General features: G+C 67.3%; 28 protein-coding genes. 13 read left to right on the top strand and 15 right to left on the bottom strand.

The genetic code is table 11. The features are described 5' to 3' along the window. Positions 1-134: 134 nt before the first annotated feature. Together AC07XP_RS08470 and AC07XP_RS08465 are read left to right on the top strand one after the other, a co-directional pair. On the top strand, positions 135-1115 hold the full coding sequence (locus AC07XP_RS08470) for a Bug family tripartite tricarboxylate transporter substrate binding protein (RefSeq protein ID WP_495264357.1): 981 nt from the start codon (positions 135-137) through the stop codon (positions 1113-1115). A 105-nt stretch (positions 1116-1220) separates the two neighbouring features. After that, a complete protein-coding gene (locus tag AC07XP_RS08465; RefSeq protein WP_495264356.1) occupies positions 1221-2057 on the top strand; it encodes an acid phosphatase in 837 nt (278 codons plus the stop codon). Between the two features lie 16 nt (positions 2058-2073). Here the strand turns inward: AC07XP_RS08465 and AC07XP_RS08460 are convergent, their stop codons facing one another. Continuing rightward, positions 2074-2559, bottom strand: a complete 486-nt coding sequence (locus tag AC07XP_RS08460) for a molybdenum cofactor biosynthesis protein MoaE (RefSeq protein ID WP_447743081.1) — start codon at positions 2557-2559, stop codon at positions 2074-2076. A gap of 36 nt (positions 2560-2595) precedes the next feature. On the opposite strand from AC07XP_RS08460, the gene AC07XP_RS08455 reads away from it, so the two are divergent. Together AC07XP_RS08455 and dapA are read left to right on the top strand one after the other, a co-directional pair. Then, positions 2596-3621, top strand: coding sequence for a hypothetical protein (locus tag AC07XP_RS08455; RefSeq protein ID WP_492738137.1), 1026 nt, complete (start codon positions 2596-2598; stop codon positions 3619-3621). A 238-nt stretch (positions 3622-3859) separates the two neighbouring features. Beyond that, entirely contained in the window at positions 3860-4759 is a 900-nt protein-coding gene (gene dapA / locus AC07XP_RS08450) for a 4-hydroxy-tetrahydrodipicolinate synthase (protein WP_495264355.1), read from the top strand. On the opposite strand, the gene AC07XP_RS08445 is transcribed toward dapA, so the two are convergent. Genes AC07XP_RS08445 through AC07XP_RS08415 form a run of 7 tightly spaced genes read right to left on the bottom strand, consistent with a single transcriptional unit; the run spans position 4746 to position 11865 of the window. Further along, positions 4746-4997: a MoaD/ThiS family protein gene (locus AC07XP_RS08445; RefSeq protein WP_307694200.1), complete on the bottom strand. Its 252-nt coding sequence runs from the start codon at positions 4995-4997 to the stop codon at positions 4746-4748. The genes dapA and AC07XP_RS08445 overlap by 14 nt on opposite strands. Before the next feature lie 8 nt (positions 4998-5005). After that, positions 5006-6295, bottom strand: a complete 1290-nt coding sequence (locus tag AC07XP_RS08440) for a molybdopterin molybdotransferase MoeA (protein WP_495264354.1) — start codon at positions 6293-6295, stop codon at positions 5006-5008. Further along, positions 6288-6833: a molybdopterin-guanine dinucleotide biosynthesis protein B gene (mobB, locus tag AC07XP_RS08435; protein ID WP_495264353.1), complete on the bottom strand. Its 546-nt coding sequence runs from the start codon at positions 6831-6833 to the stop codon at positions 6288-6290. The genes AC07XP_RS08440 and mobB overlap by 8 nt, the downstream gene beginning before the upstream one ends. Before the next feature lie 16 nt (positions 6834-6849). After that, positions 6850-8265 carry a threonine synthase gene (gene thrC / locus AC07XP_RS08430; protein WP_495264352.1) on the bottom strand — a complete coding sequence of 472 codons (1416 nt, stop codon included), beginning with the start codon at positions 8263-8265 and terminating at the stop codon, positions 6850-6852. Continuing rightward, complete coding sequence (locus tag AC07XP_RS08425; protein WP_495264351.1) at positions 8262-9584, bottom strand: homoserine dehydrogenase; 1323 nt, start codon at positions 9582-9584, stop codon at positions 8262-8264. Before AC07XP_RS08425 ends, thrC begins: the two co-directional genes overlap by 4 nt. A 14-nt stretch (positions 9585-9598) precedes the next feature. Further along, entirely contained in the window at positions 9599-10636 is a 1038-nt protein-coding gene (locus AC07XP_RS08420; protein ID WP_495264350.1) for a DUF1176 domain-containing protein, read from the bottom strand. Next, positions 10633-11865 (bottom strand): pyridoxal phosphate-dependent aminotransferase, encoded by a 1233-nt coding sequence (locus AC07XP_RS08415; RefSeq protein WP_495264349.1) that lies wholly within the window; start codon positions 11863-11865, stop codon positions 10633-10635. Before AC07XP_RS08415 ends, AC07XP_RS08420 begins: the two co-directional genes overlap by 4 nt. 100 nt (positions 11866-11965) lie before the next feature. Between AC07XP_RS08415 and AC07XP_RS08410 the strand changes: the two genes are divergently transcribed. From AC07XP_RS08410 to AC07XP_RS08375, 8 genes are all read left to right on the top strand, one after another. Then, the gene (locus tag AC07XP_RS08410) at positions 11966-12349 is read left to right on the top strand and encodes an Mth938-like domain-containing protein (protein WP_062472996.1); all 384 of its coding nucleotides are present in this window, start codon (positions 11966-11968) and stop codon (positions 12347-12349) included. A gap of 144 nt (positions 12350-12493) precedes the next feature. Then, positions 12494-12970 (top strand): peroxiredoxin, encoded by a 477-nt coding sequence (locus AC07XP_RS08405; RefSeq protein ID WP_062472998.1) that lies wholly within the window; start codon positions 12494-12496, stop codon positions 12968-12970. A 217-nt stretch (positions 12971-13187) separates the two neighbouring features. Next, the gene (locus tag AC07XP_RS08400; RefSeq protein WP_495264348.1) at positions 13188-14999 is read left to right on the top strand and encodes a PhoH family protein; all 1812 of its coding nucleotides are present in this window, start codon (positions 13188-13190) and stop codon (positions 14997-14999) included. Between the two features lie 155 nt (positions 15000-15154). Beyond that, positions 15155-15529, top strand: coding sequence for a VOC family protein (locus tag AC07XP_RS08395; protein WP_062473002.1), 375 nt, complete (start codon positions 15155-15157; stop codon positions 15527-15529). A gap of 6 nt (positions 15530-15535) precedes the next feature. Next, complete coding sequence (locus tag AC07XP_RS08390; RefSeq protein ID WP_495264347.1) at positions 15536-15985, top strand: EVE domain-containing protein; 450 nt, start codon at positions 15536-15538, stop codon at positions 15983-15985. Between the two features lie 43 nt (positions 15986-16028). After that, entirely contained in the window at positions 16029-16478 is a 450-nt protein-coding gene (locus AC07XP_RS08385) for a GyrI-like domain-containing protein (protein ID WP_495264346.1), read from the top strand. After that, positions 16475-16954: an MGMT family protein gene (locus AC07XP_RS08380; protein WP_139706141.1), complete on the top strand. Its 480-nt coding sequence runs from the start codon at positions 16475-16477 to the stop codon at positions 16952-16954. The genes AC07XP_RS08385 and AC07XP_RS08380 overlap by 4 nt, the downstream gene beginning before the upstream one ends. Next, complete coding sequence (locus tag AC07XP_RS08375) at positions 16954-17703, top strand: helix-turn-helix transcriptional regulator (protein ID WP_070059603.1); 750 nt, start codon at positions 16954-16956, stop codon at positions 17701-17703. The genes AC07XP_RS08380 and AC07XP_RS08375 overlap by 1 nt, the downstream gene beginning before the upstream one ends. 15 nt (positions 17704-17718) lie before the next feature. Here AC07XP_RS08375 and dnaB read toward each other — a convergent pair whose 3' ends face one another. From dnaB to ppsA, 7 genes are all read right to left on the bottom strand, one after another. After that, entirely contained in the window at positions 17719-19125 is a 1407-nt protein-coding gene (gene dnaB / locus AC07XP_RS08370) for a replicative DNA helicase (protein WP_062473012.1), read from the bottom strand. A gap of 172 nt (positions 19126-19297) precedes the next feature. Beyond that, positions 19298-19750 (bottom strand): 50S ribosomal protein L9, encoded by a 453-nt coding sequence (gene rplI, locus AC07XP_RS08365; RefSeq protein ID WP_495264345.1) that lies wholly within the window; start codon positions 19748-19750, stop codon positions 19298-19300. A gap of 15 nt (positions 19751-19765) precedes the next feature. Continuing rightward, positions 19766-20047 (bottom strand): 30S ribosomal protein S18, encoded by a 282-nt coding sequence (rpsR, locus tag AC07XP_RS08360; protein WP_007830781.1) that lies wholly within the window; start codon positions 20045-20047, stop codon positions 19766-19768. A gap of 21 nt (positions 20048-20068) precedes the next feature. Beyond that, a complete protein-coding gene (gene priB, locus AC07XP_RS08355) occupies positions 20069-20383 on the bottom strand; it encodes a primosomal replication protein N (protein ID WP_062473014.1) in 315 nt (104 codons plus the stop codon). Positions 20384-20387: 4 nt separating this feature from the next. Continuing rightward, the gene (rpsF, locus tag AC07XP_RS08350) at positions 20388-20762 is read right to left on the bottom strand and encodes a 30S ribosomal protein S6 (RefSeq protein ID WP_062473016.1); all 375 of its coding nucleotides are present in this window, start codon (positions 20760-20762) and stop codon (positions 20388-20390) included. A gap of 116 nt (positions 20763-20878) precedes the next feature. Continuing rightward, positions 20879-21337, bottom strand: coding sequence for a hypothetical protein (locus tag AC07XP_RS08345; protein WP_495264344.1), 459 nt, complete (start codon positions 21335-21337; stop codon positions 20879-20881). Positions 21338-21550: 213 nt separating this feature from the next. Then, positions 21551-23947 (bottom strand): phosphoenolpyruvate synthase, encoded by a 2397-nt coding sequence (gene ppsA / locus AC07XP_RS08340; protein WP_062473021.1) that lies wholly within the window; start codon positions 23945-23947, stop codon positions 21551-21553. A 193-nt stretch (positions 23948-24140) separates the two neighbouring features. Here ppsA and ppsR point away from each other — a divergent pair, with 193 nt between their 5' ends. Continuing rightward, entirely contained in the window at positions 24141-24962 is an 822-nt protein-coding gene (ppsR, locus tag AC07XP_RS08335; RefSeq protein WP_062473023.1) for a posphoenolpyruvate synthetase regulatory kinase/phosphorylase PpsR, read from the top strand. Positions 24963-24984: the final 22 nt, after the last annotated feature.

Genomic DNA, 24984 nt, shown 5'->3' with positions numbered 1-24984 from the left:
TAGGGCTGTTCGGGCACGATTCAAGGTTGCGAATCGGATTTGCACCCTGGGCACGGGTATTGCACCGGGCCCCGCACCGTCCCGCCGTAGGCATTTCTCTCTTTCTTCGAATGGAGTCGATCATGGTTTTTTCAATGCAGCGCGTCCAACCGATGCGCCGCGCGTTCAGCGTGGGTCTCCTGGCAGCGGCCCTGGGCATGGCCGGCCTGGCGCAGGCCCAGAGCGGCACGCCGGTGCGCCTCTTGGTGGGCTTTCCCGCCGGCGCGGGCACCGACGCCATTGCGCGCACCCTGGGCGAGAAGCTCAAGGACGTGCTGGGCGTGCCCGTGGTGGTCGAGAACCGCGCGGGCGCGGGCGGCCAGATCGCGGCGCAGGCGCTGAAGGCCGCGCCGGCCGACGGCCACACGCTGTTCCTGTCGCATGACCACTCCATCTCGATCCTGCCGCAGGTGGTGAAGAACCCGGGCTTCAACCCCGCGACCGACTTCGTGCCCGTGGCCGGCTTTGCCACCTTCGCCAACGTGCTGGCGGTGTCGGGCGGCACGCCGGCCAAGAGCATCGACGAGTACGTGAAGTGGATCCGCACGCAAAAGGGCGGCAAGGAAACCATCGGCGTGCCGGCACCGGCGTCGATCCCCGAGTTCCTGGTGAAGATGATCTCGGACAAGTACAAGATCGACGTGCAGCCCGCGCCCTACCGCGGCAGCGCGCCCATGACGGCCGACATGCTGGGCAACCAGATCACGGCGGGCATCGCCTCGGTGCCCGACTTCATCGAGAACCACCGCGCGGGCAAGGTGCGCATCGTGGCCTCCATCGGCGCCAAGCGCCAGGCGCTGCTGCCGAACGTGCCGACCTTCACCGAGCTGGGCTTTGCGAACCTCGAAGACCTGCCCTACTACGGCATCTTCGCGCCAGTGGGCACGCCGCAGGCGGTCATCGACAGGTACGGCGACGCGCTGCAGAAGGTGCTGGCCATGCCCGACGTGAAGCAGAAGCTCACCACGATGGGCCTGACGGTCGGCTACGAGCCCCAGGGCCAGTTCGCGGGCCGCGTGCGCACCTACACGCAGACCTGGGAAAAGATCATCCAGGCGAGCGGCTTCAAGCCCTGAGCTGCGCGGCCTGAGACGGCCGTCACATGAGTGATCTTCGGCCCGGTGGGGTCCCTCTACGATGGGACCTCACCTTCCAACAACAAAGCCGGAGACACATCCCTCATGCGATTCACGACCCTCGCCGCCTCGCTGGCGGCCGCGCTGCTGCTCGGCGCCTGCGGCAGCACCGCGCCCGTTTCCCCCGCCGAAGTCGGCGAATTGCGCCCGGGCTCGGGCTACCTCAAGGGCTACCTGCCCGCCGCCGAGCTGCCCGACAGCCTCGCCCTGCTGCCGGCGCCCCCGGCCGAGGGCTCGGCCGCGCTGGCGGCCGACGGCGCCACCTTCCGCGCGCTCACGGCCCTGCAGGGCACGCCGCGCGGCGCGCTGGCGGTGCAGGACGCCAACCTCAAGTTTCCGAAAGCCACCGAGGTGTTCTCGTGTGCGCTGGGCATGCCCATCTCCGAGCAGGCCACGCCGAACCTGAACATGCTGCTGCGCCGCACGCTGGCCGACGCCGGCACGGCCACCTACAAGGCCAAGAACACCTACAACCGCACGCGCCCCTTCGTGGCGTTCAAGACCGGCAGTTGCACGCCCGCCGAAGAAGCCTCGCTGGCCAAGGACGGCTCCTACCCCTCGGGCCACTCGGCCGTGGGCTGGGCCTGGGCCTTGGTGCTGACGGAACTCGCGCCCGAGCGCGCCGACGCGCTGCTGCAGCGCGGCCGGGCCTTCTCGCAGAGCCGCGCGATCTGCGGCGTGCACTGGCAGAGCGACATCGAGAACGGCCGGCTGGTCGGCGCGGCGACGGTGGCCAGGCTGCACACGAACCCGGTGTTCCAGGCACAGATGGCGGGTGCCCGGTCGGAGATCGCGAAGGCACGCGCGGCGGGTGCGGTGCCCGCTCAGGATTGCGGCGCGGAAGCCAAGGCACTGGCGGCCTCGGCGCTGATCGCACCGTAAGTCTCGACCGCGCCGCTCAGGTGGCGCTATTCGAAGCCGCGATGCCCCAGCGCGCCAGCGCCTCGTCGTCGGTCACGCGGGCATCGACCCAGCGCGCGCCTTCGGGCGTCTGCTCCTTCTTCCAGAACGGGGCCTGCGTCTTCAGGTAGTCCATCAGGAACTCGCAGGCCTGGAAGCTCTGGCCGCGGTGGGCGGACACCACCGCCACCATCATGATCTGGTCCAGCGGCTGCAGCAGCCCCACGCGGTGGATCACGCGCGCGCCGAGGATGTCGAAGCGCTTGTGGGCCTCGTCGATCATGGCCTCGATGGCTTTTTCGGTCATACCGGGGTAGTGCTCCAGCTCCATCGAGGCGATGGTGCTGCCGTCGTTGCGGTCGCGCACGGTGCCGATGAAGCTGCAGACAGCGCCGACGCGCGCGTCGGCCGCGCGCAGGGCGGCGATCTCGGCACCGGCGTCGAAGTCGGCCGTCTGGATGGAAACGCGAGGGAGCGAAGACATGCCCAAATTGTGGCACTGCCGCCCTACACTGCGCCGATGCCGGCCCCCACGTCGCAGCCCCTGACACCCGACGATGTCGAGATGCTGCGGCGCGTCGACCTTGCCGCGCGCACCCCGGCTGCCGGCCTGGCGGTGCTGGCCGTGCTGCTGGCGGGTTGCGCCCTCGTCTTCGTGGTGATCGGGCGGCTGCCTGGCGCCCCGGCGGGCCTGGCCCTGGCGATGAACGCGGCGGCGCTGGTCACCTTGCTGCTGGGCGTGTGGCTGTTCACCCATCGGACGCGGATCGACCGGCGCCTGGCCCAGGCCACCCGCGAGGCCCTGGCGAAGAACAGCAAGTTCACCGTGGCCGGCACCGTGGACCACGTGGCCGCCCTGCCCGGCGGCGCGCTGCGCTACACGGTCGACGGCCAGTTCCATGTCGACGTCGTGCCGGTGCTGGGCCTGGACGCGCCTCGCAGCCACGCCACGGGCCGGCCGCTGACGGCGGTGCGGCACTTGGCGCAGGCGCCCGTCGAGATCGAATGCGTGGCGCGCGACAACGCCGTGCATCTGCTGCTGCGCACGCGTTATCCGATGGCGCGCCAGGCTACGCGCACCGAGCGGCCGGCCACCTCGCGCGACCGTCGGCGCGCCGGGCGCTCGGACCGCCGCTTCATGGGCGTCGTGCTGGCGGGCGGCGCGGTCCTGGCGATCGGGACGGCGTGGGCCGACGGTTTTCGCCCGGGCTTCGGCCTGTTCATGGCGGGGTACGCGGCCGCCATCTGTGCGCTGGTGTTCGCGGTCGGCGTGCTGCCGCAGCTGCTGCGCGCACGCCGGTTCACGCACCTGCACACGGTGAGCGGGCCAGTCACCGAAATCCTCACGGCCCAGGTGCCGCAAGGCAAGCACACGGCCGAGGTGCGCTGGTTCCGGGTCGACGGCCAGCTGTTCGGCGCGCTCGACCTCAAGACCGACGCGCAGCTGGGCAACCAGGTCACGGTCGAATTCCTGGGCAATGCCCGCGCCGCCGAGGGCGGCCGTGTCGTGAGCCTGCAACGCAGCGCCACCGCACCGCCGGCCTAGGCGCGACAATGCAGCCCATGCCTTCGCGCCGCACGTCCACCCGCCTCTCGCCTTCGTTCGAAGGTCAGGCACGCGCGCGCCAGGGCAACAAAGCCAAAAAACCAAAGCTCGTCTGACCGGAGCCGAGGTTCCGTCGTCGGATGAGCGACGGAACCTGCCAAGGCTTTGGCCCCTCTTGGGTTGCGCGCGCATCGGACGGTGGTTCTTTCCATCGGTCGATTCCTGAAAGGAAGCCTGCGTGCCACATCAACAACCAACCGCCGACACCGCGACCGATTTCTCGGGCCTGTGGGTCGCCCTCGTCACCCCGTTCCGCGACGGCGCGGTCGACCACACCGCCCTGGCGGCGCTCGTCCGAAGGCTTGTCGACGACGGCGTGACCGGCTTCGTGCCCTGCGGCTCGACCGGCGAAGCCGCCGCGCTCGACGAGGCCGAACAGCTGGCCGTGCTCGACACCGTGCTGACCGCCGCTGGCGGCCTGCCGGTCGTCATGGGCGTGTCGGGCTACCACCTGGGCAAGGCCACGGCCTGGGTGCGCAGGCTCTCGGAGCGCCCGCTGGCGGGCCTGCTGGTGGCCGCGCCGCACTACATCCGCCCGTCGCAAGCCGGCGTGCTCGAGTGGTTCCACACCATCGCCGACGCCAGCACGGTGCCCGTGCTGGTCTACGACATCCCTTACCGCACGGGCGTGACCATCGCGCGCGAGACGATGCTGGCGCTGGCCGAGCACCCGCGCATCCGCGGCATCAAGGACTGCGGCGGCGACATGGCCAAGACGCGTGCGGTGATCGCCGACGGCCGGCTGCAGGTGCTCACGGGTGAAGACCACCAGATCTTCGCCACCATGGCCGAAGGCGGCGTGGGCGCCATCGCGGCCAGCGGCCATGTGCAGACGAAGCGCCTCGTGCGGCTGGTGCGCCTGCTGGCCGAGAACCGGCTGGCCGAGGCGCGCGCCGAATGGCAACCTCTGCAACCGCTGCTGGAGATGCTGTTCGCCGAACCCAACCCGGGCCCACTGAAGGCCTTGCTGGCGCATGCGGGTGAACTGCGGGACGAGCTGCGCTCGCCGATGACGCGCGCGTCGGACGGCCTGCGCGAGCGCCTCGTGGCGCTGGACGCGCGGCTCAGCCGCCCGTGACGGGCGGGAAGAACGCGACTTCGCAGTCGTCGCTCAGCGCGGCGGCTTCGTCGCTCATGGCCTGGTCGAGCGCCATGCGCACGGCCTTGCCGCGTGCGAGCGCGCTGGCGTAGGCCCCGCCGCGGGCGATGAGTTCGTCGCGCAGGGCGGCCAGCGTGCCGGCGGCCGTGTCGACGGTTTCACCGCTGCTGGACAGTGCCTCGCGCACGGAGGCGAAATAACGGATGCGGACCTTCATGGGGAGATTCAGCCGAGCAGCGATGCGAGGGGAATGAAGTTCACGGTGTCGCCGGCCTGGATGGTCCGGCCCGCCGGGTTGTCGACCAGGCCGTCGCCCCAGACCATCGAGGTGAGCACGCCCGAGCTCTGGTTGGCGAACAGGTCGAGCCCGCCCGCCGCGTTGCGCCGCACGCGCAGGAACTCGCGGCGCTTGTCGGCGCGCGACCAGTCGAAATCGGCGCGCAACGGCACGGCCGCGGGCGCCACGCGCGTGGCCCCCTGCAGTGCGAGCAGGAAGGGCCGCACCAGCATCAGGAAGGTCAGGAAGCTCGACACCGGGTTGCCGGGCAGCCCCGTGACGTGGCAGGCGCCCTGCCCGTTCGTGCGCGCGATCGAGCCGTAGGCGAAGGGCTTGCCAGGCTTCATCGACAGCGACCACAGCTGCAGCTCGCCCAGCGACTGCAGCGCGGCGCGGATGTGGTCTTCTTCGCCGACCGAGACGCCGCCGGTGGTGATGATCAGGTCGTTCGCCTCGGCCGCCTCGCGCAGCGCGGCGATGGTGGCTTCGCGGTTGTCGGGCACGATGCCCAGGTCGTTCACCTCGCAGCCCAGGCGGCGCAGCAGCGCGCGCATGAAGAAGCGGTTCGAGTTGTAGATCGCGCCGGGCTTCATCGCGTCGGGCGCGACCTCGCCGGGCATCACCAGCTCGTCGCCGGTCGAGAGCATGGCCACGCGCGGCTTGCGCGCGACCTGCAGCGTGTCGAAGCCGACGCTGGCGGCCAGACCGAGCGCGGCAGGCGTGAGGCGTTCACCGCGCTGAAGCACCACGTCGCCCGAAGCCACGTCTTCCCCTGCACGGCGCACCCACTGCCCGGCCACGGGCGCGATGGCGATGCGCACGGCACCCAGGCCACCTTCCTGCGGCGTGGCGGTCGTGTCTTCCTGCATGACGACCGCGTCGGCGCCTTCGGGAATCTGCGCCCCCGTGAAGATGCGCGCCGCCGTGCCGGCCGCGAGCGGCGTGCCGACGGTGCCGGCGGGAATGCGCTGCGTCACGGCCAGCTCGGTGCCGGGCGTGGCGCAATCGGCCGCGCGCACGGCGTAGCCGTCCATCGCGCTGTTGTCGCGCGGCGGCACGGTGAGGCCCGAGACGAGGTCCTGCGCCAGCACGCGCCCGTCGGCGTCGAAGGTGCCGACGCTTTCGGCCGGCAGCAGCGGCCGGGCCTTGGCGAGCAGCACCGCGATCGCTTCATCGAGCGGCATCAGCGGCGGGCGCGAGGACGAGGCGGCGAAGGGAACGGGAGAGGAATCAGCCATGGTGTCCGGGGTTGTAGTCGAAGCGCTCGCCGCTGTCGATCAACCACGTGGCAATGGCCTCGGCGTCGTTGAGGTCGAGCACCGGGCGCGCCGTGGCCTCGGGCAGGCCGCCCGGCGCATCGGTGGCGATGGCGGTGACAAAGGGGTCGTCGATGTACAGCGCGGGGCGCGGCGCCTCGCCGTCGCCGCTCGGTCGCCAGACCTCGATCTTGAGCACGTCGCTGTGCCGGAAGCCCTCGACCAGTGCCCAGTCGACCGCCGGATGCAGCTCGGCGAGCAGCTGGTGCACCGTGAGCTCGACCGGCACCTCGAACTCGCGCATCAGCGCCAGCCGCTGGTCGGACGCGACGACCACCTCGAAGGCCCCGGCCTGCCGGTGGCGCCAGGTGTCCTTGCCGACGTGGTCGATGTCGAAGCGGTGGTGCGCATGCTTGACCACCGACACGCGCAGCCCGCGCTGCTTGAGCACGGGAATCAGGCGCTCCACCAGCGTGGTCTTGCCAGCGCCGGAATACCCGGCGAAGCCGACGACCTTCATGCCGCGGGCGCCCCGGTCAGTCGCAGTGCTGGGCGATGTAGGCCTTGACGGCCTCGGCATCGGCCGGCAGCTGGACCACGCGCTTGGGCAAGGCTTCGATGCCTTCGAACTTCTTCGGGCGCGCGGGCTCCTCGCCCAGCGCCTCGACCACCGTGGCCGCGAACTTGATCGGCAGCGCGGTCTCCAGCACCACCATCGGCACGCCGGGCGTGAGCTGCTCGCGCGCGGCCTTGAGGCCGTCGGCGGTGTGCGGGTCGATCAGCGTGGCGAAGCGCTTCTCGGTGTCGCGGATCATCGCGAGCCGGTCGGCGTGCGTGCTGCGGCCGCTGCGAAAGCCGAAGCGCTCGGCGGCCTGCTTGAACGCCGGATCGGCGCTCAGGTCGAAGCTGCCCGTCAGGCCCAGGTCGTCCACGAACAGCTGGCGCAGCTTCGCGGGATCGCGGCCGACCAGGTCGAACACGAAGCGCTCGAAGTTGCTGGCCTTGCTGATGTCCATCGACGGGCTGGAGGTTTCGTGCGTATCGACCGCTGCGCGCACGCGGTACATGCCGGTGCGGAAGAACTCGTCGAGCACGTCGTTCTCGTTGGTGGCGACCACCAGCGTCTGGATCGGCAGGCCCATCATGCGTGCCACATGGCCCGCGCAGACATTGCCGAAGTTGCCCGAGGGCACGGTGAAGCTCACCGGCTTGTCGTTGCTCGCCGTGGCCTGGAAGTAGCCCGCGAAGTAGTAGACGACCTGCGCCAGCAGGCGCGCCCAGTTGATCGAATTGACCGTGCCGATGCGGTACTTGCGCTTGAAGGCCAAGTCGTTCGACACCGCCTTGACGATGTCCTGGCAGTCGTCGAACACGCCGGTGATGGCGATGTTGTGGATGTTGGCGTCCTGCAGGCTGAACATCTGCGCCTGCTGGAACGGGCTCATGCGGCCGTCGGGCGAGGTCATGAAGACGCGCACGCCCTTCTTGCCGCGCATGGCGTACTCGGCCGCGCTGCCCGTGTCGCCGCTGGTGGCGCCCAGGATGTTGAGCTCGGCGCCGCGGCGGGCCAGTTCGTACTCGAACAGGTTGCCCAGCAGTTGCATCGCCATGTCCTTGAAGGCCAGCGTGGGGCCGTTGGACAGGGCTTCGAGGTACACGCTGTCTTCGAGCTCGCGCAGCGGCACGATCTCGTCGGTGCCGAACACCTCGGCCGTGTAGGTCTTCGCGCAGATCGCCTTCAGGTCGGCCGCGGGAATGTCGTCGATGTACAGCGAGAGGATTTCGAAGGCCAACTCGGCGTAGGGCAGCGTGCGCCATTTGGCGAGCGTGGCGGTGTCGACCTGCGGGTACGTCTCGGGCAGGTACAGGCCGCCATCGGGCGCCAGGCCTTCGAGGAGGATTTCGCAGAAGCGCTTGCGGTCGGCGTGACCGCGGGTGCTCAGGTAGTTCACTTCAACTCTTCCTTGCGGATGCGCACGATGGGCTCGAGCACGGTCGGCAGCGCTTGCAGTTCGGCCATGACGTCGTTGACGGTGCCTTCGCGCGCGTCGTGCGTGAGGATGATGAGGTCGGTCTGCGTCGAGCCTTCGCCGCCCACTTCGTCGGCTTCGCGCTGCAGCACGGCGTCGATGCTGATGCCAGCGGTGGCCAGCAGGCCCGTCACCTTGGCGAGCACGCCGGCCTGGTCGGCCACGCGCAGGCGCAGGTAGTAGCTGGTGACGACTTCCGACATCGGCAGCACCTTCAGGTCGCTCATGGCGTCGGGGTGGAAGGCCAGGTGCGGCACGCGGTGCGCGGCGTCGGCGGTGTGCAGGCGCGTGATGTCGACCAGGTCGGCAATGACGGCGCTGGCGGTCGGCTCGCTGCCGGCGCCCTTGCCGTAGTACAGCGTGGTGCCGACGGCGTCGCCGTGCACGACCACGGCGTTCATCGCGCCTTCGACGTTGGCCAGCAGGCGCTTGGACGGCACCAGCGACGGGTGCACGCGCAGCTCGATGCCCTGGGCGGTGCGCTTGGTCACGCCCAGCAGCTTGATGCGGTAGCCGAGCTGCTCGGCGTACTTGATGTCCTGTGCGGCGAGCTTGGTGATGCCCTCGATGTGGGCCTTGTCGAACTGCACCGGAATGCCGAAGGCGATGGCGCTCATCAGCGTGACCTTGTGCGCGGCGTCGACGCCTTCGATGTCGAAGGTGGGGTCGGCTTCGGCGTAGCCCAGGCGCTGGGCTTCCTTCAGCACGGTGGCGAAGTCCAGGCCCTTGTCGCGCATCTCGGACAGGATGAAGTTGGTCGTGCCGTTGATGATGCCGGCCAGCCACTGGATGCTGTTGGCCGTGAGGCCTTCGCGCAGCGCCTTGATGATCGGGATGCCGCCGGCCACCGCGGCCTCGAAGGCCACCATCACGCCCTTGGCATGCGCGGCCGCGAAGATTTCGGTGCCGTGCACGGCGAGCAGCGCCTTGTTGGCCGTGACCACGTGCTTGCCGGCCGCGATGGCTTCGAGCACGAGCTGCCTGGCGATGCCGTAGCCGCCGATGAGTTCGATGACGATGTCGATGTCGGGGTTGGCGATGACTTCGCGCGCATCGGCGACCACCTTCACGCCTTCGCCGGCCACTTCGCGGGCACGGGCGGTGTCGAGGTCGGCCACCATGGTGATCTCGATGCCGCGGCCGGCGCGGCGCTTGATTTCTTCCTGGTTGCGCTGGAGCACCTTGAAGGTGCCGCTGCCGACCGTGCCTGCGCCGAGCAGGCCTACTTGGATGGATTTCATGGGAGGGGTCGCGTTCATGGTTTGGATGGGGTGAGGGACGGTGCTGCGGCGTCCACGAGGCGGCTGACGTAGCGCGGCAGGCTCCAGGCGCCGCCCGCGAAGCCGCGGCACATGCCGTCGCCGGCCGCACTGGTGCGCACGAAGGTCGTGCCGTTGAAGTGCCAGGTTTCGCTCGACCAGCAATCGCCGATGCCGCGGCCCTTCATGGAAGAAGTGACGCTGGCGTCCTTGTCGTCGAACTCGCCGCTCGCCTCGAGCGACACGGGCGCATAGGGCGGCTTGTCGTTGGCGGTCCAGAGCAGCGTGGTGTAGTTGTACGCGCCCACGCCGCAGCCCAGCGCCAGCAGCACCTTGCGGTCGCTCAGGCGGTGAACCTCCACCGACCTGGCGTTGACCTGGTCCTGGTTGTTGCACCGCTCGCGCGCGTCCTTCAGGTCGAGCGACGGGAAGATGCGCGCGGCCAGCGTGTCGTCGCCAGGCCGCGCCTTCGGCGGCTTGACCACATGGACGACGGGCATGGGCACCGGCGCCAGCACGGAAGACTCGGGCTTGGCGCCCTTGCGCACCAGCGCACCCGGGGTGCCGATGCGGCCCTGCGCTTCGTCCATTTTCAGCAGCACGGCGTTGAGGCCGGCGAGCGACAGCGTCCACTTCTTGCCGCCGTTGGCCGTGACGGTGGCGTCGTCGCTCTTGAGCAGCTCGGGCAGCACGGCGCGGATCTGGCCCTGGTCGAAGCTGGCGGTTCCCGCGTCGAGGCCGGACAAGGCGGTCTTGCCGACCTTGAAGCGCAGCGGCCCCTTGGCACTGCCGTCATCGCCGATCTGCAGTTGAATATCGAGGGCCGTGTTCGGCCCGGCCGCGCGGGTGATCAGCATCGACACCTGCTGGTGCTCCCCGCCGTCCGCCTGGTAGCCGGCGGCGCGGCAGGTCAGCGTGTTGTCGCAGACCAGTTCCCAGTCGTTGTGCGAGAACGAGACCGGCTCTTTCTTCCCGGCCGCGCCGACAGACAGTGCGCCCAGCAACAGCGCGGCAGCGACGCAGGCGGATTTCATGGTCCCGTCTTGCGACGCAACCGGTACTGCTCCAGGAACTTGGCGATGCGGTTAATGGCCTCGCGCAAGTCGTCTTCATGGGGCAGGAACACGATGCGGAAGTGGTCCGGCGTGGCCCAGTTGAAGCCGGTGCCCTGCACCAGCATCACGCGGGTTTCCTTCAGCAGCTCGAGGAAGAACTGGCGGTCGTCCGCGATCGGATAGACCTCGGGATCGAGCTTGGGAAACATGTAGAGCGCGGCGCTGGGCTTGACGCAGCTCACGCCGGGAATGGCGGTGATCAGCTCGTAGGCCAGGTCGCGCTGGCGGCGCAAGCGCCCGCCCTCGCACACGAGGTCGTTGATGCTCTGGTAGCCGCCGAGCGCCGTCTGGATCGCCCATTGGCCCGGCACGTTGGCGCACAGGCGCATGTTCGAGAGCATGTTCAGGCCCTCGATGTAGTCGCGCGCGCTGCGCTTGTCGCCCGACACCACGAGCCAGCCGGCGCGGTAGCCGCACGAGCGGTAGCTCTTGGAGAGCGAATTGAAGGTCAGCGTGAGCACGTCGGTCGACAGGCTGGCGATGGCCGTGTGCTTGACGCCGTCGTACAGCACCTTATCGTAGACCTCGTCGGCGAAGATCACGAGGCCGTGCTCGCGGGCGATCTCGACGAGGCTCTTGAGCAGCTCGTCGGAATACAGCGCACCGGTCGGGTTGTTCGGGTTGATGACCACGATGCCCTTGGTGCGGGGTGTGATCTTGGCGCGGATGTCGGCCAGGTTCGGCATCCAGCCGTTGTCCTCGTCGCACAGGTAGTGCACTGGCGTGCCGCCCGACAGGCTCGTGGAGGCGGTCCACAGCGGGTAGTCGGGGGCCGGCAGCAGCAGCTCGTCGCCGTCGTTGAGCAGCGCGTTGGTGGACATGGCGATCAGCTCGCTGGCGCCGTTGCCCAGGTAGATGTCGTCGAGCGTGACGCCCGCGACGCCCTGCTTCTGGGTCTCGTGCATCACGGCCTTGCGCGCTGCGAAAACGCCCTTGCTGTCCGAGTAACCCGCCGAGGTCGGCAGGTTGCGGATCATGTCCTGCTGGATCTCCTCGGGCGCATCGAAGCCGAACACGGCCAGGTTGCCGATGTTGAGCTTGATGATCTTCTGGCCTTCTTCCTCCATCTGCTTGGCGGCGTCCATGATGGGACCGCGGATGTCATAGAGGACGTTGGCCAGCTTGGCCGATTTCTTGAGCTGCTTCAAAGGGGCCCTCCCGGGCGGGTTTACTCGAAGGTCAAAGGCCCCTGCGGGCCTCGTGTCACTAGGGAAAACCTATAATTTGACCACAGTTCCCAGTGCCCCGATGAAGCTCCAGCCCGACAAATCCGACGTCCAGACCCTCACCGCACACGGCCCCGGCTGGGTCGCGATCAACAACGAAAAGGTGGAGGGCAGCGTGGTCGTGGGTTCGCGTGGCGAACGCTTTGCCTGGGATTGCACGCGTTTCGACCAGCTGGGCCCCGAACAATTCGCGCAATTGGCCTCTTTGGGCGCCGAATTGGTCATTTTCGGCAGCGGCAACCGCATCCGATTTCCCCAACCGGCCTGGCTGCAGCCCCTGATGGCGCAACGCACCGGTGTGGAGACCATGGACACCCCGGCAGCCTGCCGCACCTACAACATCCTGGCCGGCGAAGGCCGGCACGTCATCGCCGCCCTGCTCGTCGAGAGCCCGGCGGGTGGCTGAGAGAGGGGTTTTCGAGGTAAAATACCGGGTTGCGAACCGGCCAGCTACCCCAAGTTAGCAACGACCAATCCTCCGTTCATCGAGCAAGCCCGAAAAAGGCTGAGAGGGCTCGGAGAACGGAATCTAACGGAGAAAACAAGTTTCATGGCGATCGTTGTCAACAAACCCATTCCTGAATTCGACGCCAACGCCACGGGCGGCATCAAGGTTTCGAACACCTCGCACCTCGGCCACGTCATGGTCATGTATTTTTACCCGAAAGATAACACTCCGGGTTGCACGACCGAAGCGATGCAGTTCCGCGACCACTACAAAGACTTCGAAAAAGCCGGTGCCACGGTCTTCGGCGTCTCGCGCGACAACATGAAGTCGCACGACGAATTCAAGGCCAAGCTCGAACTCCCCTTCGAACTGATTGCCGACACCGAAGAAAAAATGTGCCACATGTTCGGCGTGGTCAAGAACAAGATCATGTACGGCAAGAAGGTCAAGGGCATCGAGCGCAGCACTTTCCTGATCGGCGCCGATGGCATCCTGAAGGCCGAATGGCGCGGGCTCAAGGTTCCAGGCCATGTCGAAGACGTCCTCAAGGCCGTCAAGGCACTCAAGAAGGCCGCCTGATCGCGCCGCAAGGCACCGGGCGTGCGCTTTTGCATCAAGTCGTGGGAATTGCCCCACGCAGTGTGCAAAGAGCCTCTGGTGCGTCTTTTGCGGTGTGCATAATGGCCTCATGCCGTTGAGCTCCACGACCGCATCCTCCGAACGAAGCCGCCTGGGTCTACAGGCGGCTTTTTCGTTTTCCGGCCCTCCTCTTTCTTCCTTGCGAGCGACCTGACCCATGCCATTGCCTCCCGCCCCCACGAAACGCGCCGCATTGCTCTCGCCGGACGCGATCGACGCACCCGCCCGTCCCTCGCACAGAAACTCGCGCCGTTCCGGCGATTCGCGCGACGACGCCCCCGCCAAGAGCGGACCGCAGCCGCTGGAGCTGTTCGACAACCTCGGCACGGAAGGCGGCGGCGATGCGCCCACTGCACGCCCAGCGCGTCCGGCACGCCGCTCGAAAACCAAGGCGGCACCCGCCCCGGCGCCCACGTCGGCACCGGTGAGCGCCCCGCAGCAGCAACAACCCGCGATGGTGCAGGTCGAGACGCGCGTGCCCACGCCTGCCCCGGCAGCCGCCCCGCCCGTCGCGGCGCCCCAGCAGGCCCCTGCACGCCCCAAGCGCAAGTCCACCGGCCCCGCCAAGCTGTTCGTGCTCGACACGAACGTGCTGCTGCACGACCCGATGTGCCTGTTCCGCTTCGAGGAGCACGACATCTTCCTGCCGATGATCGTGCTGGAAGAGCTCGACGGCCACAAGAAGGGCACGACCGAAGTCGCGCGCAACGGCCGCCAGACCAGCCGCACGCTCGATGCGCTGGCCGCCGCGCAGGACGCCGACATCGACAAGGGCCTGAAACTCGACACCACCGGCCACCGTGAAGCCGGCGGGCGCCTCTTCTTCCAGACCGCCCCGCTCGATTACTCGCTGCCGATCAGCCTGCCCCAGGGCAAGGCCGACAACCAGATCCTCGGCGTCGTGCACGCGCTGCGCGACGAGTACGCCAAGGACCGCCCGGGCAAGCCGAAGCAGGAGGTGGTGCTGGTGTCCAAGGACATCAACATGCGCGTCAAGGCGCGCGCGCTGGGCCTGGCCGCCGACGACTACCAGAACGACAAGACGCTGGAAGACGGCGACCTGCTCTACGCCGGCTCGCTCGCGCTCCCGCCCGACTTCTGGACCCGCCAGAGCAAGACGGTCGAAAGCTGGCAAAGCGGCAGCAATACCTTCTACCGGATCAGCGGCCCGCTGGTGCCCAACCTGTACATCAACCAGTTCGTCTTCTTCGAGGCGCCCGGCGAGCCGAGCATGTACGCGCGCGTCACCGAAATCCGCGACAAGACCGCCGTGCTCAAGACGCTCAAGGACTACAGCTCGGGCAAGAACGCGGTGTGGGGCGTGAACACGCGCAACCGCGAGCAGAACTTCGCGATGAATCTGCTGATGGACCCCGAGATCGACTTCGTCACGCTGACCGGCACCGCCGGCACCGGCAAGACGCTGATGGCGCTGGCCTCCGGCCTCACGCAGGTGCTCGACGACCGCCGCTACACCGAGATCATCATGACCCGCGCCACGGTGAGCGTGGGTGAAGACATCGGCTTCCTGCCCGGCACCGAGGAAGAAAAGATGGGCCCCTGGATGGGCGCGCTCGACGACAACCTCGAGTTCCTGGCCAAGGGCGACGGTGGCGGCGCCGGCGAGTGGGGCCGCGCGGCCACCAACGAGCTGATCCGCAGCCGCATCAAGGTCAAGAGCATGAACTTCATGCGCGGCCGGACCTTCCTGAACAAGTACGTGATCATCGACGAGGCACAGAACCTCACGCCCAAGCAGATGAAGACGCTGATCACCCGCGCCGGCCCGGGCACCAAGATCATCTGCATGGGCAACCTCGCGCAGATCGACACGCCCTACCTCACCGAAGGCTCGTCGGGCTTGACCTTCGCGGTCGACAAGTTCAAGGGCTGGCCGCACGGCGGGCACATCACGCTGGCGCGCGGCGAACGCTCGCGACTGGCCGACTTCGCAAGCGACGTGCTCTAACTTCATTGGCACCGGCCGACACCAGCCCGCGCATGCTCCCAGAGCATCGCGGGCTTTTTTTCGTCCGTCATGACAGGCTACTGACAAGACGTTGTCAGGAGGCGGCTCGCACCATCCAGGCTCCTTCCAACGCAACGAACGAAAGAGAGTTCTTCATGACCACCCATGCCATCACCTGGTTCGAGATTCCGGTCGCCAACCTGGACCGCGCCCAGGCCTTCTACGAAACCGTGCTCGCGCGCAAGCTGCGCCGCGAGGATTTCGGCGGCAACCCCCTGGCCGTGTTTCCCTACGACGACCCCGCCACCGGCGGCGCGCTGAAGCCCGGCGCCAACACCAGCGCACAAGCCGGCAGCGGCATCCGCGTCTACCTCGACTGCATGCCCAGCATCGATGCCGTGCTCTCGCGCGTCGAAGCGGCCGGCGGGCAGATCGTGGCGCCCAAGTCCGCGCTGCCGCCGGGCATGGGCTTCATCGCCCACCTGCGCGACACCGAAGGCAATGAAGTCGGCCTGCACGCCCCGGCCTGAGACACCATGGCACAACGCAACTGGATTGCGGTCGCCAGCGCCGAGCACGCCCGGCGCGGCCGGGACCACCGCCCGCTCGGGTTCACGCAGGTGGGCCACGGCAAGCTCGCGCCGCTCAAGCGCGTGGCGGCGGGCGACCGCGTGGCCTACTACGCGCCGGCCACGGTGTTCGGCGGCACGGACAAGCTGCAAAGCTTCGTGGCGCTGGGCCTCGTGCAGCCCGGCGATCCGTACGAGTTCGACATGGGCAACGGCTTCGTCCCGTGGCGTCGCGACGTGGCCTACGTCGCCGCGCACGAGGCGCCCATCGCCCCGCTGATCGAACGCCTCGCCTTCATCGAAACCCCGAAGCAATGGGGCTACAAGTTCCGCTTCGGCCTGTTCGACATCACCGACATCGACATGAAACTGATCGCGCAGACGATGAAGGCCGAACCGAAAGCGCTCCTGTTTTGAGCGCTTTCGCCCTCCTCATCCGCCACTTCCGGAGAAAAAACGCATGGACCCCATCCGCCAACACCACGACGCCTTCCGCGTCTGCGGCCTCACGGTACGCACCACCAACCGCGAAGAGATCGACCCCGCCACCGCACGCATCGGCGCGCTGTGGAACCGCTTCTTCGGCGAACAGACCTACGAGTCGACGCCGCACCGCACCAGCGACACGCGCATCTTCAGCGTCTACTCCGCCTACGAATCGGACGCGCACGGCGCCTTCGACATGACTGCCGGCGTGGCCGTCTCGGATGGCGCCAACAGCATCGCCATCGAAGCCGGCGACTACCTCGTGTTCGCCGGCCGCGGCGAGATGCCGCAGATGGTGATCGCCACCTGGCAGCGCATCTGGCAGTATTTCGAGGCGCACCCGGAAATCGTGCGCCGCTACCGCAGCGATTTCGAAGCCTACGAGGGGCCGGACGCCGTGGCGATCCACATCGGAGTCTCATGAGCACACGCAAGGGCTGGCGCGACAGGCTGGCCGGCTACCCGAACCTGCCGAACGTGAAGGCCATTCCCCCGGCCATGCGCGCGCGGCATGGCGAGGGCACCATCGCCACGCCCTCGCCCGCCGAGGTCGAGGAGGCCATGCGCGGCGTGCCCGAAGGCCGGCTTGCGACCGTGCTCGGCATCGGCGAAGACATCGCGGCGCGCCATCAGGCCACCATCGGCTGCACCGTGACCACGGCCATCTTCGCCCACATGGTGGCCCACGCCACCGAGGAAGCCATGACGACCGGCGCCGGCCGCGCGCCAGGCACGCCGTACTGGCGCACGCTCAAGATCGGCGGCGAGCTCAACCCGAAGTACCCGGGTGGCATCGAGGCCCAGATGTCGCGCCTCGAGGCCGAAGGCCACACGGTGGTCCAGCGCGGCAAGCGCTACTTTGTCGAGGACTTCGCCAGGAAGCTCGTCGGAACGCGTTGATGCGCCGCGCCGACCGTCTCTTCCAGCTCGTGCAGCTCATCCGCGGCCGCCGGCTCACCACGGCCGCCTTCCTGGCGCAGCGCCTGGAGGTGTCGGAGCGCACGGTGTACCGCGACGTGGCCGACCTGCAGCACCAGGGCGTGCCGATCGAGGGCGAGGCCGGCGTCGGCTATCGGCTCGGCGCGGGCTTCGAGTTGCCGCCGTTGATGTTCACGCAGGACGAGGCATCGGCGCTCGTGGCCGCTGCGCGCATGACCCAGAGCTGGGTCGATCCGGCGATGGCGCGCAACATCGAGACGGGCCTGGGCAAGATCCTGTCGGTGCTGCCGCCGGCGGCGCGCGTGTCGGCGGAGGCGCTGGCGCTGTATGCACCTGCGCTCGGCCTCGACGACGCCCTGCGCACGCGGCTGCAGACGCTGCGCGAGGCCGTGCAGGCGCACCAGAAGCTGCGGCTGCACTACCGCGACGTATCGGGCGACGCCAGCGAGCGCACGGTGCGGCCGCTGGGCTGCTTCTACTGGGGCAAGGTCTGGACGCTCTCGACGTGGTGCGAGCTGCGCAACGATTTCCGCGGTTTCCGGGTCGACCGCATGGAGGCGGTGGAGGTGCTCACCACGCGCTTCCAGGACGAGCCGGGCAAGACACTGGCCGACCTGCTGCGGCAGGTGAAAGCCGAGGCGCAGCGCCACAAGGTGTGGGAGCAGAAGCCGCCGGCCTCGACATCCGAACCCGGCAGCGATGCCGGCTGACGAGCTGCCCTGCGGTCAGTACTCGTCGTTGTTGCTGTAGCCGACGAGGTTCTCGAACTTGGTGATCGGCTTCAGGAAGGCCAGCTTCACCGTGCCGGTCGGGCCGTTCCGGTGCTTGCTGATGATCACCTCGGCCACGCCCGGCTCCTTCGACTCCTTGTTGTAGTAGTCGTCGCGGTAGATGAACATGATGATGTCCGCGTCCTGCTCGATGGCGCCGGATTCGCGCAAGTCGCTCATCATGGGGCGCTTGTCGGTACGCGCTTCCACGCCGCGGCTGAGCTGCGACAGCGCGATCACCGGGCACTTCAATTCCTTGGCCAGCATCTTCAGGCCGCGCGAGATTTCGCCCACGGCCGTGGCGCGGTTCTCGTCGCCCGAGCTGCTGGTGGACATGAGCTGCAGGTAGTCGACCACGATCAGGCCCAGGCGCCCGTACTGGCGCGCCAGCCGGCGCGCATTGGCGCGCAGTTCGCTGGACGAAAGGCCCGGTGTCTCGTCGATGTGCAGCGACACGGTGCGCAGCTTCTCGATGGCCTCGGTCAGGCGCGGCCACTCCTCGTCGCTGAGCTTGCCGGTGCGCAGGTGGCCCTGGTCGATGCGGCCGATGGAACCCACGATACGCACCGCCAGCTGGGCGGCGCCCATTTCCATCGAGAACACCGCCACCGGCAGTCCCTCTTCGAGCGCCACGTGCTCGGCGATGTTGATCGCCAACGAGGTCTTACCCATCGACGGACGCGCGGCCAGCACGATCATGTCGCCCGGCTGCAGGCCCGAGGTCATCTTGTCGAAGTCGTTGAAACCCGTGCGCACGCCCGTGATGTCGTTCGGGTTCTCGGCCATCTCGGTCACGCGGTCGAGCAGCTCGACCACCAGGGAATCCATGCTCTGGAAACCCTGCTTCATCCGCGTGCCTTCTTCGCCGATGTTGAAGATCTTCTGCTCGGCTTCGTCCAGGATCTTGTCGACCGGCTTGCCCTGCGGATTGAAGGCGTTGGTCGCGATCTCGTCGGCGGCGGTCACGAGCTTGCGCAGGATGGAGCGCTCGCGCACGATCTCGGCGTAGCGCCGGATGTTGCTCGCGCTCGGCACGTACTGCGCGAGCGAGTTCAGGTAGACCAGCCCGCCGATGTCGTCGGCCTTGCCCAGGTTCTGCAGCTGCTCGAAGACCGTGATCACGTCGGCCGGCTTGCTGGCATTGATCAGTCCGCCGATGGCCGCGTAGATCAGCTTGTGCTCATGGCGGTAGAAGTCGCCGTCGACCAGCAGGTCGCCCATGCGGTCCCAGGCGCCGTTGTCCAGCAGCAAGCCCCCCAGCACGCTGGATTCGGCCTCGATGGAGTGAGGCGGAATGCGCAATTGCGCGATCTGGCGGTCGGCCGACGAATCATTGTCGGCATAGGAGAAAACGGCGGACATGGACTTCCCTTGCAACCCTGCATGCTAAGCCGCGCAGGGCGTGGCGTGTGTGGACAAGGTTGTTAATAAACAGTGAACTTCCGGTGCGGCGAGGTGGACAACTCGCGCGCAGAAAAGAAAAAGCCGCCCGAAGGCGGCTTTCTTGCGTCAGCGCACCGGGCGCTGTGAACGATCAGGCGGTTTCGCCGTAGACCGTGACGGTGATCTCGACGACCACGTCGGTGTGCAGCGAGACGCTCACGGTGTTGTCGCCGACGACCTTGATCGGGCCGTTGGGCAGACGCACTTGCGACTTGGCAACCTTGTAGCCTTGCTTGTTCAGCTCTTCGGCGATGTCGCCGTTGGTGACCGAACCGAACAGACGGCCGTCCACGCCAGCCTTTTGGGTCAGCTTGACGGTCGAGCCGGCGAGCTTCTCGCCCTGGGCTTGCGATTCGGTCAGCTTGGCGGCCGCAGCCTTTTCGAGTTCGACGCGCTTGGCTTCGAATTCGGCCTTGTTGGCAGCGGTGGCGCGACGGGCGCGGCCCGAGGGGATCAGGAAGTTGCGTGCGTAGCCGTCCTTGACCTTGACGATGTCGCCCAGACCGCCGACGTTCAGAACCTTGTCCAGAAGAATGATTTGCATGGTGTGTGCTCCTTCTTAGACGCGGTGCTGGTCGCTGTACGGCACCATGGCCAGGAAGCGCGCGCGCTTGATGGCGGTGTTCAGCTGACGCTGGTAGATCGCGCGCGTGCCGGTCAGGCGTGCGGGAATGATCTTGCCGTTTTCGCTGATGAAGTCACGCAGCGTGTCGATGTCCTTGTAGTCGATTTCTTCGACGCCAGCGACGGTGAAACGGCAGAAGCGCTTGCGCTTGAACAGCAGCGACTGGGTGTTGCGCTTCGGGCGCTTGTCTTTGTTGAATTTCTTGAACGTGGCCATTGGGGGACCTCTTGTCGAAAATTAATCTTGCTGAAAATCCTGGATGTGCAGGACCGGATGCTTGCCGTTGCCCGGTGTCGCGAGAAACCCCTGGAATCGCCAGAGACTTCCCATCGACTGCGCTGCGAGCCGCTCGGCGATGGCGCCGAACGCAACGGCCTTGAGGGCCGTCTTCACCTGCCGGGGCTTCCCCGCCTCCTGGAGCGTCGACTCATGGTCGAGCTTCAGATCGAGGGCGGGCAGGCCGGCTGGCGTGTATCGCAGGGTTCCGAGTTCGGCGACAGAGGCGGTCAGCAGAAGCTGGTTGACCCCGGTCGCCGCAGCGGCAGCCGTCACGCCATCAGTTGTTGTTGGCGGCGTATTCGGCCTGCTGGGCCTTTCGGGCCTCTTCGCGCTCGACCGTCTTCATCATCGACGAAGGACCGGTGTCGGCCTTCTTCTTCTGAACGGTCAGGTGACGCAGCACGGCATCGTTGAACTTGAACGCGTGTTCCAGTTCACCCATCACGGCTTGTTCAGCTTCGATGTTGACGCACAGGTAGTGGGCCTTGTTGAGCTTGTTGATCTGGTAGGCCAGCTGACGGCGGCCCCAGTCTTCAACGCGGTGGACCTTGCCGCCGCCGGCCGTGATCAGGCCCTTGTAACGCTCCAGCATGGCCGGAACTTGTTCGCTCTGATCCGGGTGGATGAGCAAGATGATTTCGTAGTGACGCATGGCACTCCTTGTGGATTCTTCCGTGGAAGAGGAAAAGCCACCCGCAGCGTCGGGCGCGGTATGGCAAGGCAAAGCCGGCGATTATAGCCCTGTGTTGCGCGATCCGGCAAGGCACCTCAGTCGTTGAGGGCCTTGTCTAGGGCGGCGGCCTTCTCCGCGCCAACGGCGGCGCGGATCTTGGGTGCCAGTGCCAGGAGGTCTTCGTAGCTGGTCGTGCCTTCGACCTGGAGGTTGAGTCGGAAGCCCATCAGGCCCAGGCTGCCGGTCAGTTGGGTGGCGATGGGGTACGCGTCCTTGTAGCGCTGCTGCCGGCTGCGGCCGGAAGGTGCAGCAGGCGCCGGGGCTGCCGAAACTGCGGGCGCCGCGTCTGGCGGCTGGCCGGCCAGAGGCGCCAGCAGGCCCAGCGCGACCATCTGATCGACCTCCTCGCGCCCGATGCCCAGGCCCGAGGCCAGCACGTCGTCGATCGAGCGCTTGCCGTCGAACTGGATGAAGGCCGAGCGCTGGCGCGGCGTCAACGGCACCGAGCGGTCCTTGAGGACCTGCTGTCCGGCTTCCGTCTTGACAAGAATCATGGGGGTCTCCGGCGAAGTGCTGACACAGGCCCTGACGGGCCGCATCACCTCAGGCAGGCAGCCGGATTGCGCCGCCTGCGAATGTCACGAGTCTGACACCGGAAACGCACTTTGTTTCATTTGCACGGGCAGGCACGGGGGGAATCCCCCATGGGGATTTCCGCCATTCGCCGCGTTGCGTCACGCGGCGGTGCATGCCCGCCGCGCGCGGACTCAGCCTCTCTGGGCGAGCTGCTGCCAGGTGTCGATCACGCTGTCCGGGTTCAGCGAGATCGATTCGATGCCCTGCTCCGCCAGCCACAGCGCGAAGTCCGGGTGGTCGCTGGGGCCCTGGCCGCAGATGCCGACGTACTTGCCTTCGGCCTTGCAGGCCTTGATGACGCGGCTCAGCAGCGCCTTGATGGCCGGGTCGCGCTCGTCGAAGTCGGCCGCCAGCAGCTCCAGGCCGGAGTCGCGGTCCAGGCCCAGCGTGAGCTGGGTCAGGTCGTTCGAACCGATCGAGAAGCCGTCGAAGAACTTCAGGAATTCTTCCGGCAGCACCGCATTGCTCGGCACCTCGCACATCATGATCAGCTTGAGCGCGTTCTCGCCGCGCTTGAGGCCATGCTCGCCCAGCAGCGTGGTCACGCGCTCAGCCTGGCCCAGCGTGCGCACGAAGGGCACCATGATCTGCACGTTGGTCAGGCCCATGTCGTTGCGCACACGCTTGAGCGCCTCGCACTCCATGGCAAAGGCCTCGCCGAAGTCGGCGCTCAGGTAGCGCGCGGCGCCGCGGAAGCCCAGCATCGGGTTCTCTTCTTCGGGCTCGTAGCGGCTGCCGCCGATCAGCTTGCGGTACTCGTTCGACTTGAAATCCGACAGGCGCACGATGACGGGCTTGGGCCAGAACGCGGCGGCGATGGTCGCAACGCCTTCGGTCACCTTGTCGACATAGAACGCGCGCGGCGAGGCATGACCACGGGCCACCGACTCGACGGCCTTCTTCAGGTCGTTGTCGACATTCGGGTAGTCGAGGATCGCCTTCGGGTGCACGCCGATGTTGTTGTTGATGATGAACTCCAGGCGCGCCAGGCCCACGCCGTGGTTCGGCAGCTGCGCGAAGTCGAAGGCGAGCTGGGGGTTGCCCACGTTCATCATGATCTTCAGATCGATCTCGGGCATCACGCCGCGCTGCACTTCGGTCACTTCGGTCTCGAGCAGGCCGTCGTAGATGAAGCCGGTGTCGCCCTCGGCGCAGCTCACGGTGACGAGCGTGCCGTCCTTGAGCAGGTCGGTGGCGTCGCCGCAGCCGACCACGGCCGGAATGCCGAGTTCGCGCGCGATGATGGCCGCGTGGCAGGTGCGACCGCCACGGTTGGTGACGATGGCGGCGGCGCGCTTCATCACCGGTTCCCAGTTGGGGTCGGTCATGTCGGTGACGAGCACGTCGCCGGCCTGCACCTGGTCCATTTCGCTGATGTTGTGCACGATGCGCACGGCACCCGTGCCGATCTTCTGGCCGATGGCACGGCCTTCGGCCAGCACGGCGCCCTTGCCCAGCAGCTTGTAGCGCTGCTCGGCCTTGCCCTGCTGCTGGCTCTTCACGGTTTCGGGACGCGCCTGCAGGATGTAGAGGTGGCCGTCGGTGCCGTCCTTGCCCCACTCGATGTCCATCGGTCGGCCGTAGTGCTCTTCGATGACCAGCGCGTAGCGGGCCAGCTGTTCGACGTCGGCGTCGCTCAGCGAGTAGCGGTTGCGCTGCTCGGCCTTGACGTCGGTGGTCTTGACCAGCTTGCCGCTCGCCTTCTTCTCTTCGGGCGTGGCGAACTCCATCTGGATCAGCTTGGAACCGAGGTTGCGGCGGATGACGGCCTTCTTGCCGGCCTTGAGGGTCGGCTTGTGCACGTAGAACTCGTCGGGATTCACCGAGCCCTGCACCACCGTCTCGCCCAGGCCGTAGCTCGAGGTGATGAACACGACCTGGTCGAAGCCCGACTCGGTGTCGATGGTGAACATCACGCCGGCAGCGCCGAGGTCGGAGCGCACCATGCGCTGCACGCCGGCCGACAGCGCGACCACGTCGTGCTCGAAGCCCTTGTGCACGCGGTAGCTGATGGCACGGTCGTTGTACAGGGAGGCGAACACCTCCTTCATCTTGTGCAGCACGTCGTCGATCCCGACCACGTTCAGGAAGGTTTCCTGCTGACCGGCGAACGAGGCGTCGGGCAGGTCTTCGGCGGTGGCCGAGGAACGCACGGCGAACGAGGCGGCGGGGTTGCCGGCGCTCAGCGTGGCAAAGGCCTCGCCGATGGCTTTCTGCAGGTCGGCCGGGAATGGCTGGGCCTCGACCATGGCGCGGATCTCGGCACCGGCTGCGGCCAGGGCGCGCACGTCTTCGGTGTCCAGCGCAGCCAGGCGCTTGCTGATCTTGTCGGCCAGGCCGTCGTGCGCCAGGAATTGGCGGAACGCGTGGGCCGTGGTCGCAAAACCAGTCGGCACGCGCACGCCCTGTGGCAGCTGCGAGATCATTTCGCCGAGGCTGGCGTTCTTGCCGCCAACCGACTCGACGTCGGTCATCCTCAGGTTTTCAAATGGCACGACCAGTGCGGTCGCCTCGAAAAGTGCAGACATGGGGAAGCTCCAGAAGTTGAAACCGGCGCTGCATGCAGACGGCGCAGCACGATCGTTGTCGTTGCTTTGGGTGCGGTCGCGGTGTGCATGGAAAGAATTCGAGGGGGTGGGGAAAGCGGATTCCCGATAATGGCCCGGATTGTAGGCGTGGCAGGTCGCGCGCGCCGCAGGACCCCGCCGCAAAAGCAACACCATGCATACACGCACTGTTTTCTTCGTCTCCGACGGCACCGGCATCACCGCCGAAACCTTCGGCAACGCCGTTCTGGCCCAGTTCGAGATGAAGCCGCGCCACGTGCGGCTGCCGTTCACCGACACGGTCGACAAGGCGCACCAGGCGGTGCGGCAGATCAACCACACGGCCGAAGTCGAGGGCGTTCGGCCCATCGTCTTCACCACGCTGGCCAACATGGACGTGCTGGGCGTGATCGAAACCGGCTGCAAGGGCATGCTGCTGGACATGTTCGGCACCTTCGTGCGGCCGCTCGAGATCGAGCTGGCCATGAAGTCGAACCACCGCATCGGCCGCTTCAGTGATGTCAGCAAGAGCAAGGCCTACAACGACCGTATCGCGGCCATCGACTTCAGCCTGCAGCACGACGACGGCCAGAGCCACCGCGACCTGGAAGGCGCCGACGTGATCCTGGTCGGCGTGAGTCGCAGCGGCAAGACGCCCACCTCGCTCTACCTGGCGATGCAGCACGGCCTGAAGGCGGCCAATTACCCGCTGATTCCCGAAGATTTCGACCGCCGCCAGCTCCCGCCGGCGCTGAGCCCGCACCGCAAGAAGATCTTCGGCCTGACGATCCAGCCCGAGCGGCTGAGCGAGATCCGCAACGAGCGTCGGCCCAATTCGCGCTACGCCAGCCTGGAGAACTGCCGCCACGAAATCAGCGAGGCCGAGGCCATGATGCGGCGCGCCGGCATCCGCTGGCTCTCGACGACCACCAAGTCGATCGAGGAAATCGCGACGACGATCCTGCAGGAGCTGCGGCCGGAGCGGTTGGTCTACTGATTTGCTATCTTTTCAATAGCAA

It is taken from the genome of Variovorax sp. GW531-E2, assembly GCF_059423125.1.
Note: the sequence above shows the minus strand (reverse complement) of the source record. Positions and strands in the feature narration are given on the sequence as shown.

What these genes read in the sequence shown, in the direction of transcription:
- AC07XP_RS08395 (WP_062473002.1), top strand. Translation starts at nt 15,155, where the DNA reads ATGACCACCCATGCCATCACCTGGTTCGAGATTCCGGTCGCCAACCTG.
- AC07XP_RS08400 (WP_495264348.1), top strand. Translation starts at nt 13,188, where the DNA reads ATGCCATTGCCTCCCGCCCCCACGAAACGCGCCGCATTGCTCTCGCCG.
- AC07XP_RS08380 (WP_139706141.1), top strand. Translation starts at nt 16,475, where the DNA reads ATGAGCACACGCAAGGGCTGGCGCGACAGGCTGGCCGGCTACCCGAAC.
- AC07XP_RS08425 (WP_495264351.1), bottom strand. Translation starts at nt 9,584, where the DNA reads ATGAAATCCATCCAAGTAGGCCTGCTCGGCGCAGGCACGGTCGGCAGC.
- AC07XP_RS08465 (WP_495264356.1), top strand. Translation starts at nt 1,221, where the DNA reads ATGCGATTCACGACCCTCGCCGCCTCGCTGGCGGCCGCGCTGCTGCTC.
- rplI (WP_495264345.1), bottom strand. Translation starts at nt 19,750, where the DNA reads ATGCAAATCATTCTTCTGGACAAGGTTCTGAACGTCGGCGGTCTGGGC.
- ppsR (WP_062473023.1), top strand. Translation starts at nt 24,141, where the DNA reads ATGCATACACGCACTGTTTTCTTCGTCTCCGACGGCACCGGCATCACC.
- ppsA (WP_062473021.1), bottom strand. Translation starts at nt 23,947, where the DNA reads ATGTCTGCACTTTTCGAGGCGACCGCACTGGTCGTGCCATTTGAAAAC.
- AC07XP_RS08470 (WP_495264357.1), top strand. Translation starts at nt 135, where the DNA reads ATGCAGCGCGTCCAACCGATGCGCCGCGCGTTCAGCGTGGGTCTCCTG.
- AC07XP_RS08445 (WP_307694200.1), bottom strand. Translation starts at nt 4,997, where the DNA reads ATGAAGGTCCGCATCCGTTATTTCGCCTCCGTGCGCGAGGCACTGTCC.
- AC07XP_RS08375 (WP_070059603.1), top strand. Translation starts at nt 16,954, where the DNA reads ATGCGCCGCGCCGACCGTCTCTTCCAGCTCGTGCAGCTCATCCGCGGC.
- rpsR (WP_007830781.1), bottom strand. Translation starts at nt 20,047, where the DNA reads ATGGCCACGTTCAAGAAATTCAACAAAGACAAGCGCCCGAAGCGCAAC.
- AC07XP_RS08455 (WP_492738137.1), top strand. Translation starts at nt 2,596, where the DNA reads ATGCCGGCCCCCACGTCGCAGCCCCTGACACCCGACGATGTCGAGATG.
- mobB (WP_495264353.1), bottom strand. Translation starts at nt 6,833, where the DNA reads ATGAAGGTCGTCGGCTTCGCCGGGTATTCCGGCGCTGGCAAGACCACG.
- AC07XP_RS08440 (WP_495264354.1), bottom strand. Translation starts at nt 6,295, where the DNA reads ATGGCTGATTCCTCTCCCGTTCCCTTCGCCGCCTCGTCCTCGCGCCCG.
- rpsF (WP_062473016.1), bottom strand. Translation starts at nt 20,762, where the DNA reads ATGCGTCACTACGAAATCATCTTGCTCATCCACCCGGATCAGAGCGAA.
- AC07XP_RS08390 (WP_495264347.1), top strand. Translation starts at nt 15,536, where the DNA reads ATGGCACAACGCAACTGGATTGCGGTCGCCAGCGCCGAGCACGCCCGG.
- AC07XP_RS08405 (WP_062472998.1), top strand. Translation starts at nt 12,494, where the DNA reads ATGGCGATCGTTGTCAACAAACCCATTCCTGAATTCGACGCCAACGCC.
- AC07XP_RS08420 (WP_495264350.1), bottom strand. Translation starts at nt 10,636, where the DNA reads ATGAAATCCGCCTGCGTCGCTGCCGCGCTGTTGCTGGGCGCACTGTCT.
- AC07XP_RS08345 (WP_495264344.1), bottom strand. Translation starts at nt 21,337, where the DNA reads ATGATTCTTGTCAAGACGGAAGCCGGACAGCAGGTCCTCAAGGACCGC.
- AC07XP_RS08410 (WP_062472996.1), top strand. Translation starts at nt 11,966, where the DNA reads ATGAAGCTCCAGCCCGACAAATCCGACGTCCAGACCCTCACCGCACAC.
- AC07XP_RS08460 (WP_447743081.1), bottom strand. Translation starts at nt 2,559, where the DNA reads ATGTCTTCGCTCCCTCGCGTTTCCATCCAGACGGCCGACTTCGACGCC.
- AC07XP_RS08385 (WP_495264346.1), top strand. Translation starts at nt 16,029, where the DNA reads ATGGACCCCATCCGCCAACACCACGACGCCTTCCGCGTCTGCGGCCTC.
- dnaB (WP_062473012.1), bottom strand. Translation starts at nt 19,125, where the DNA reads ATGTCCGCCGTTTTCTCCTATGCCGACAATGATTCGTCGGCCGACCGC.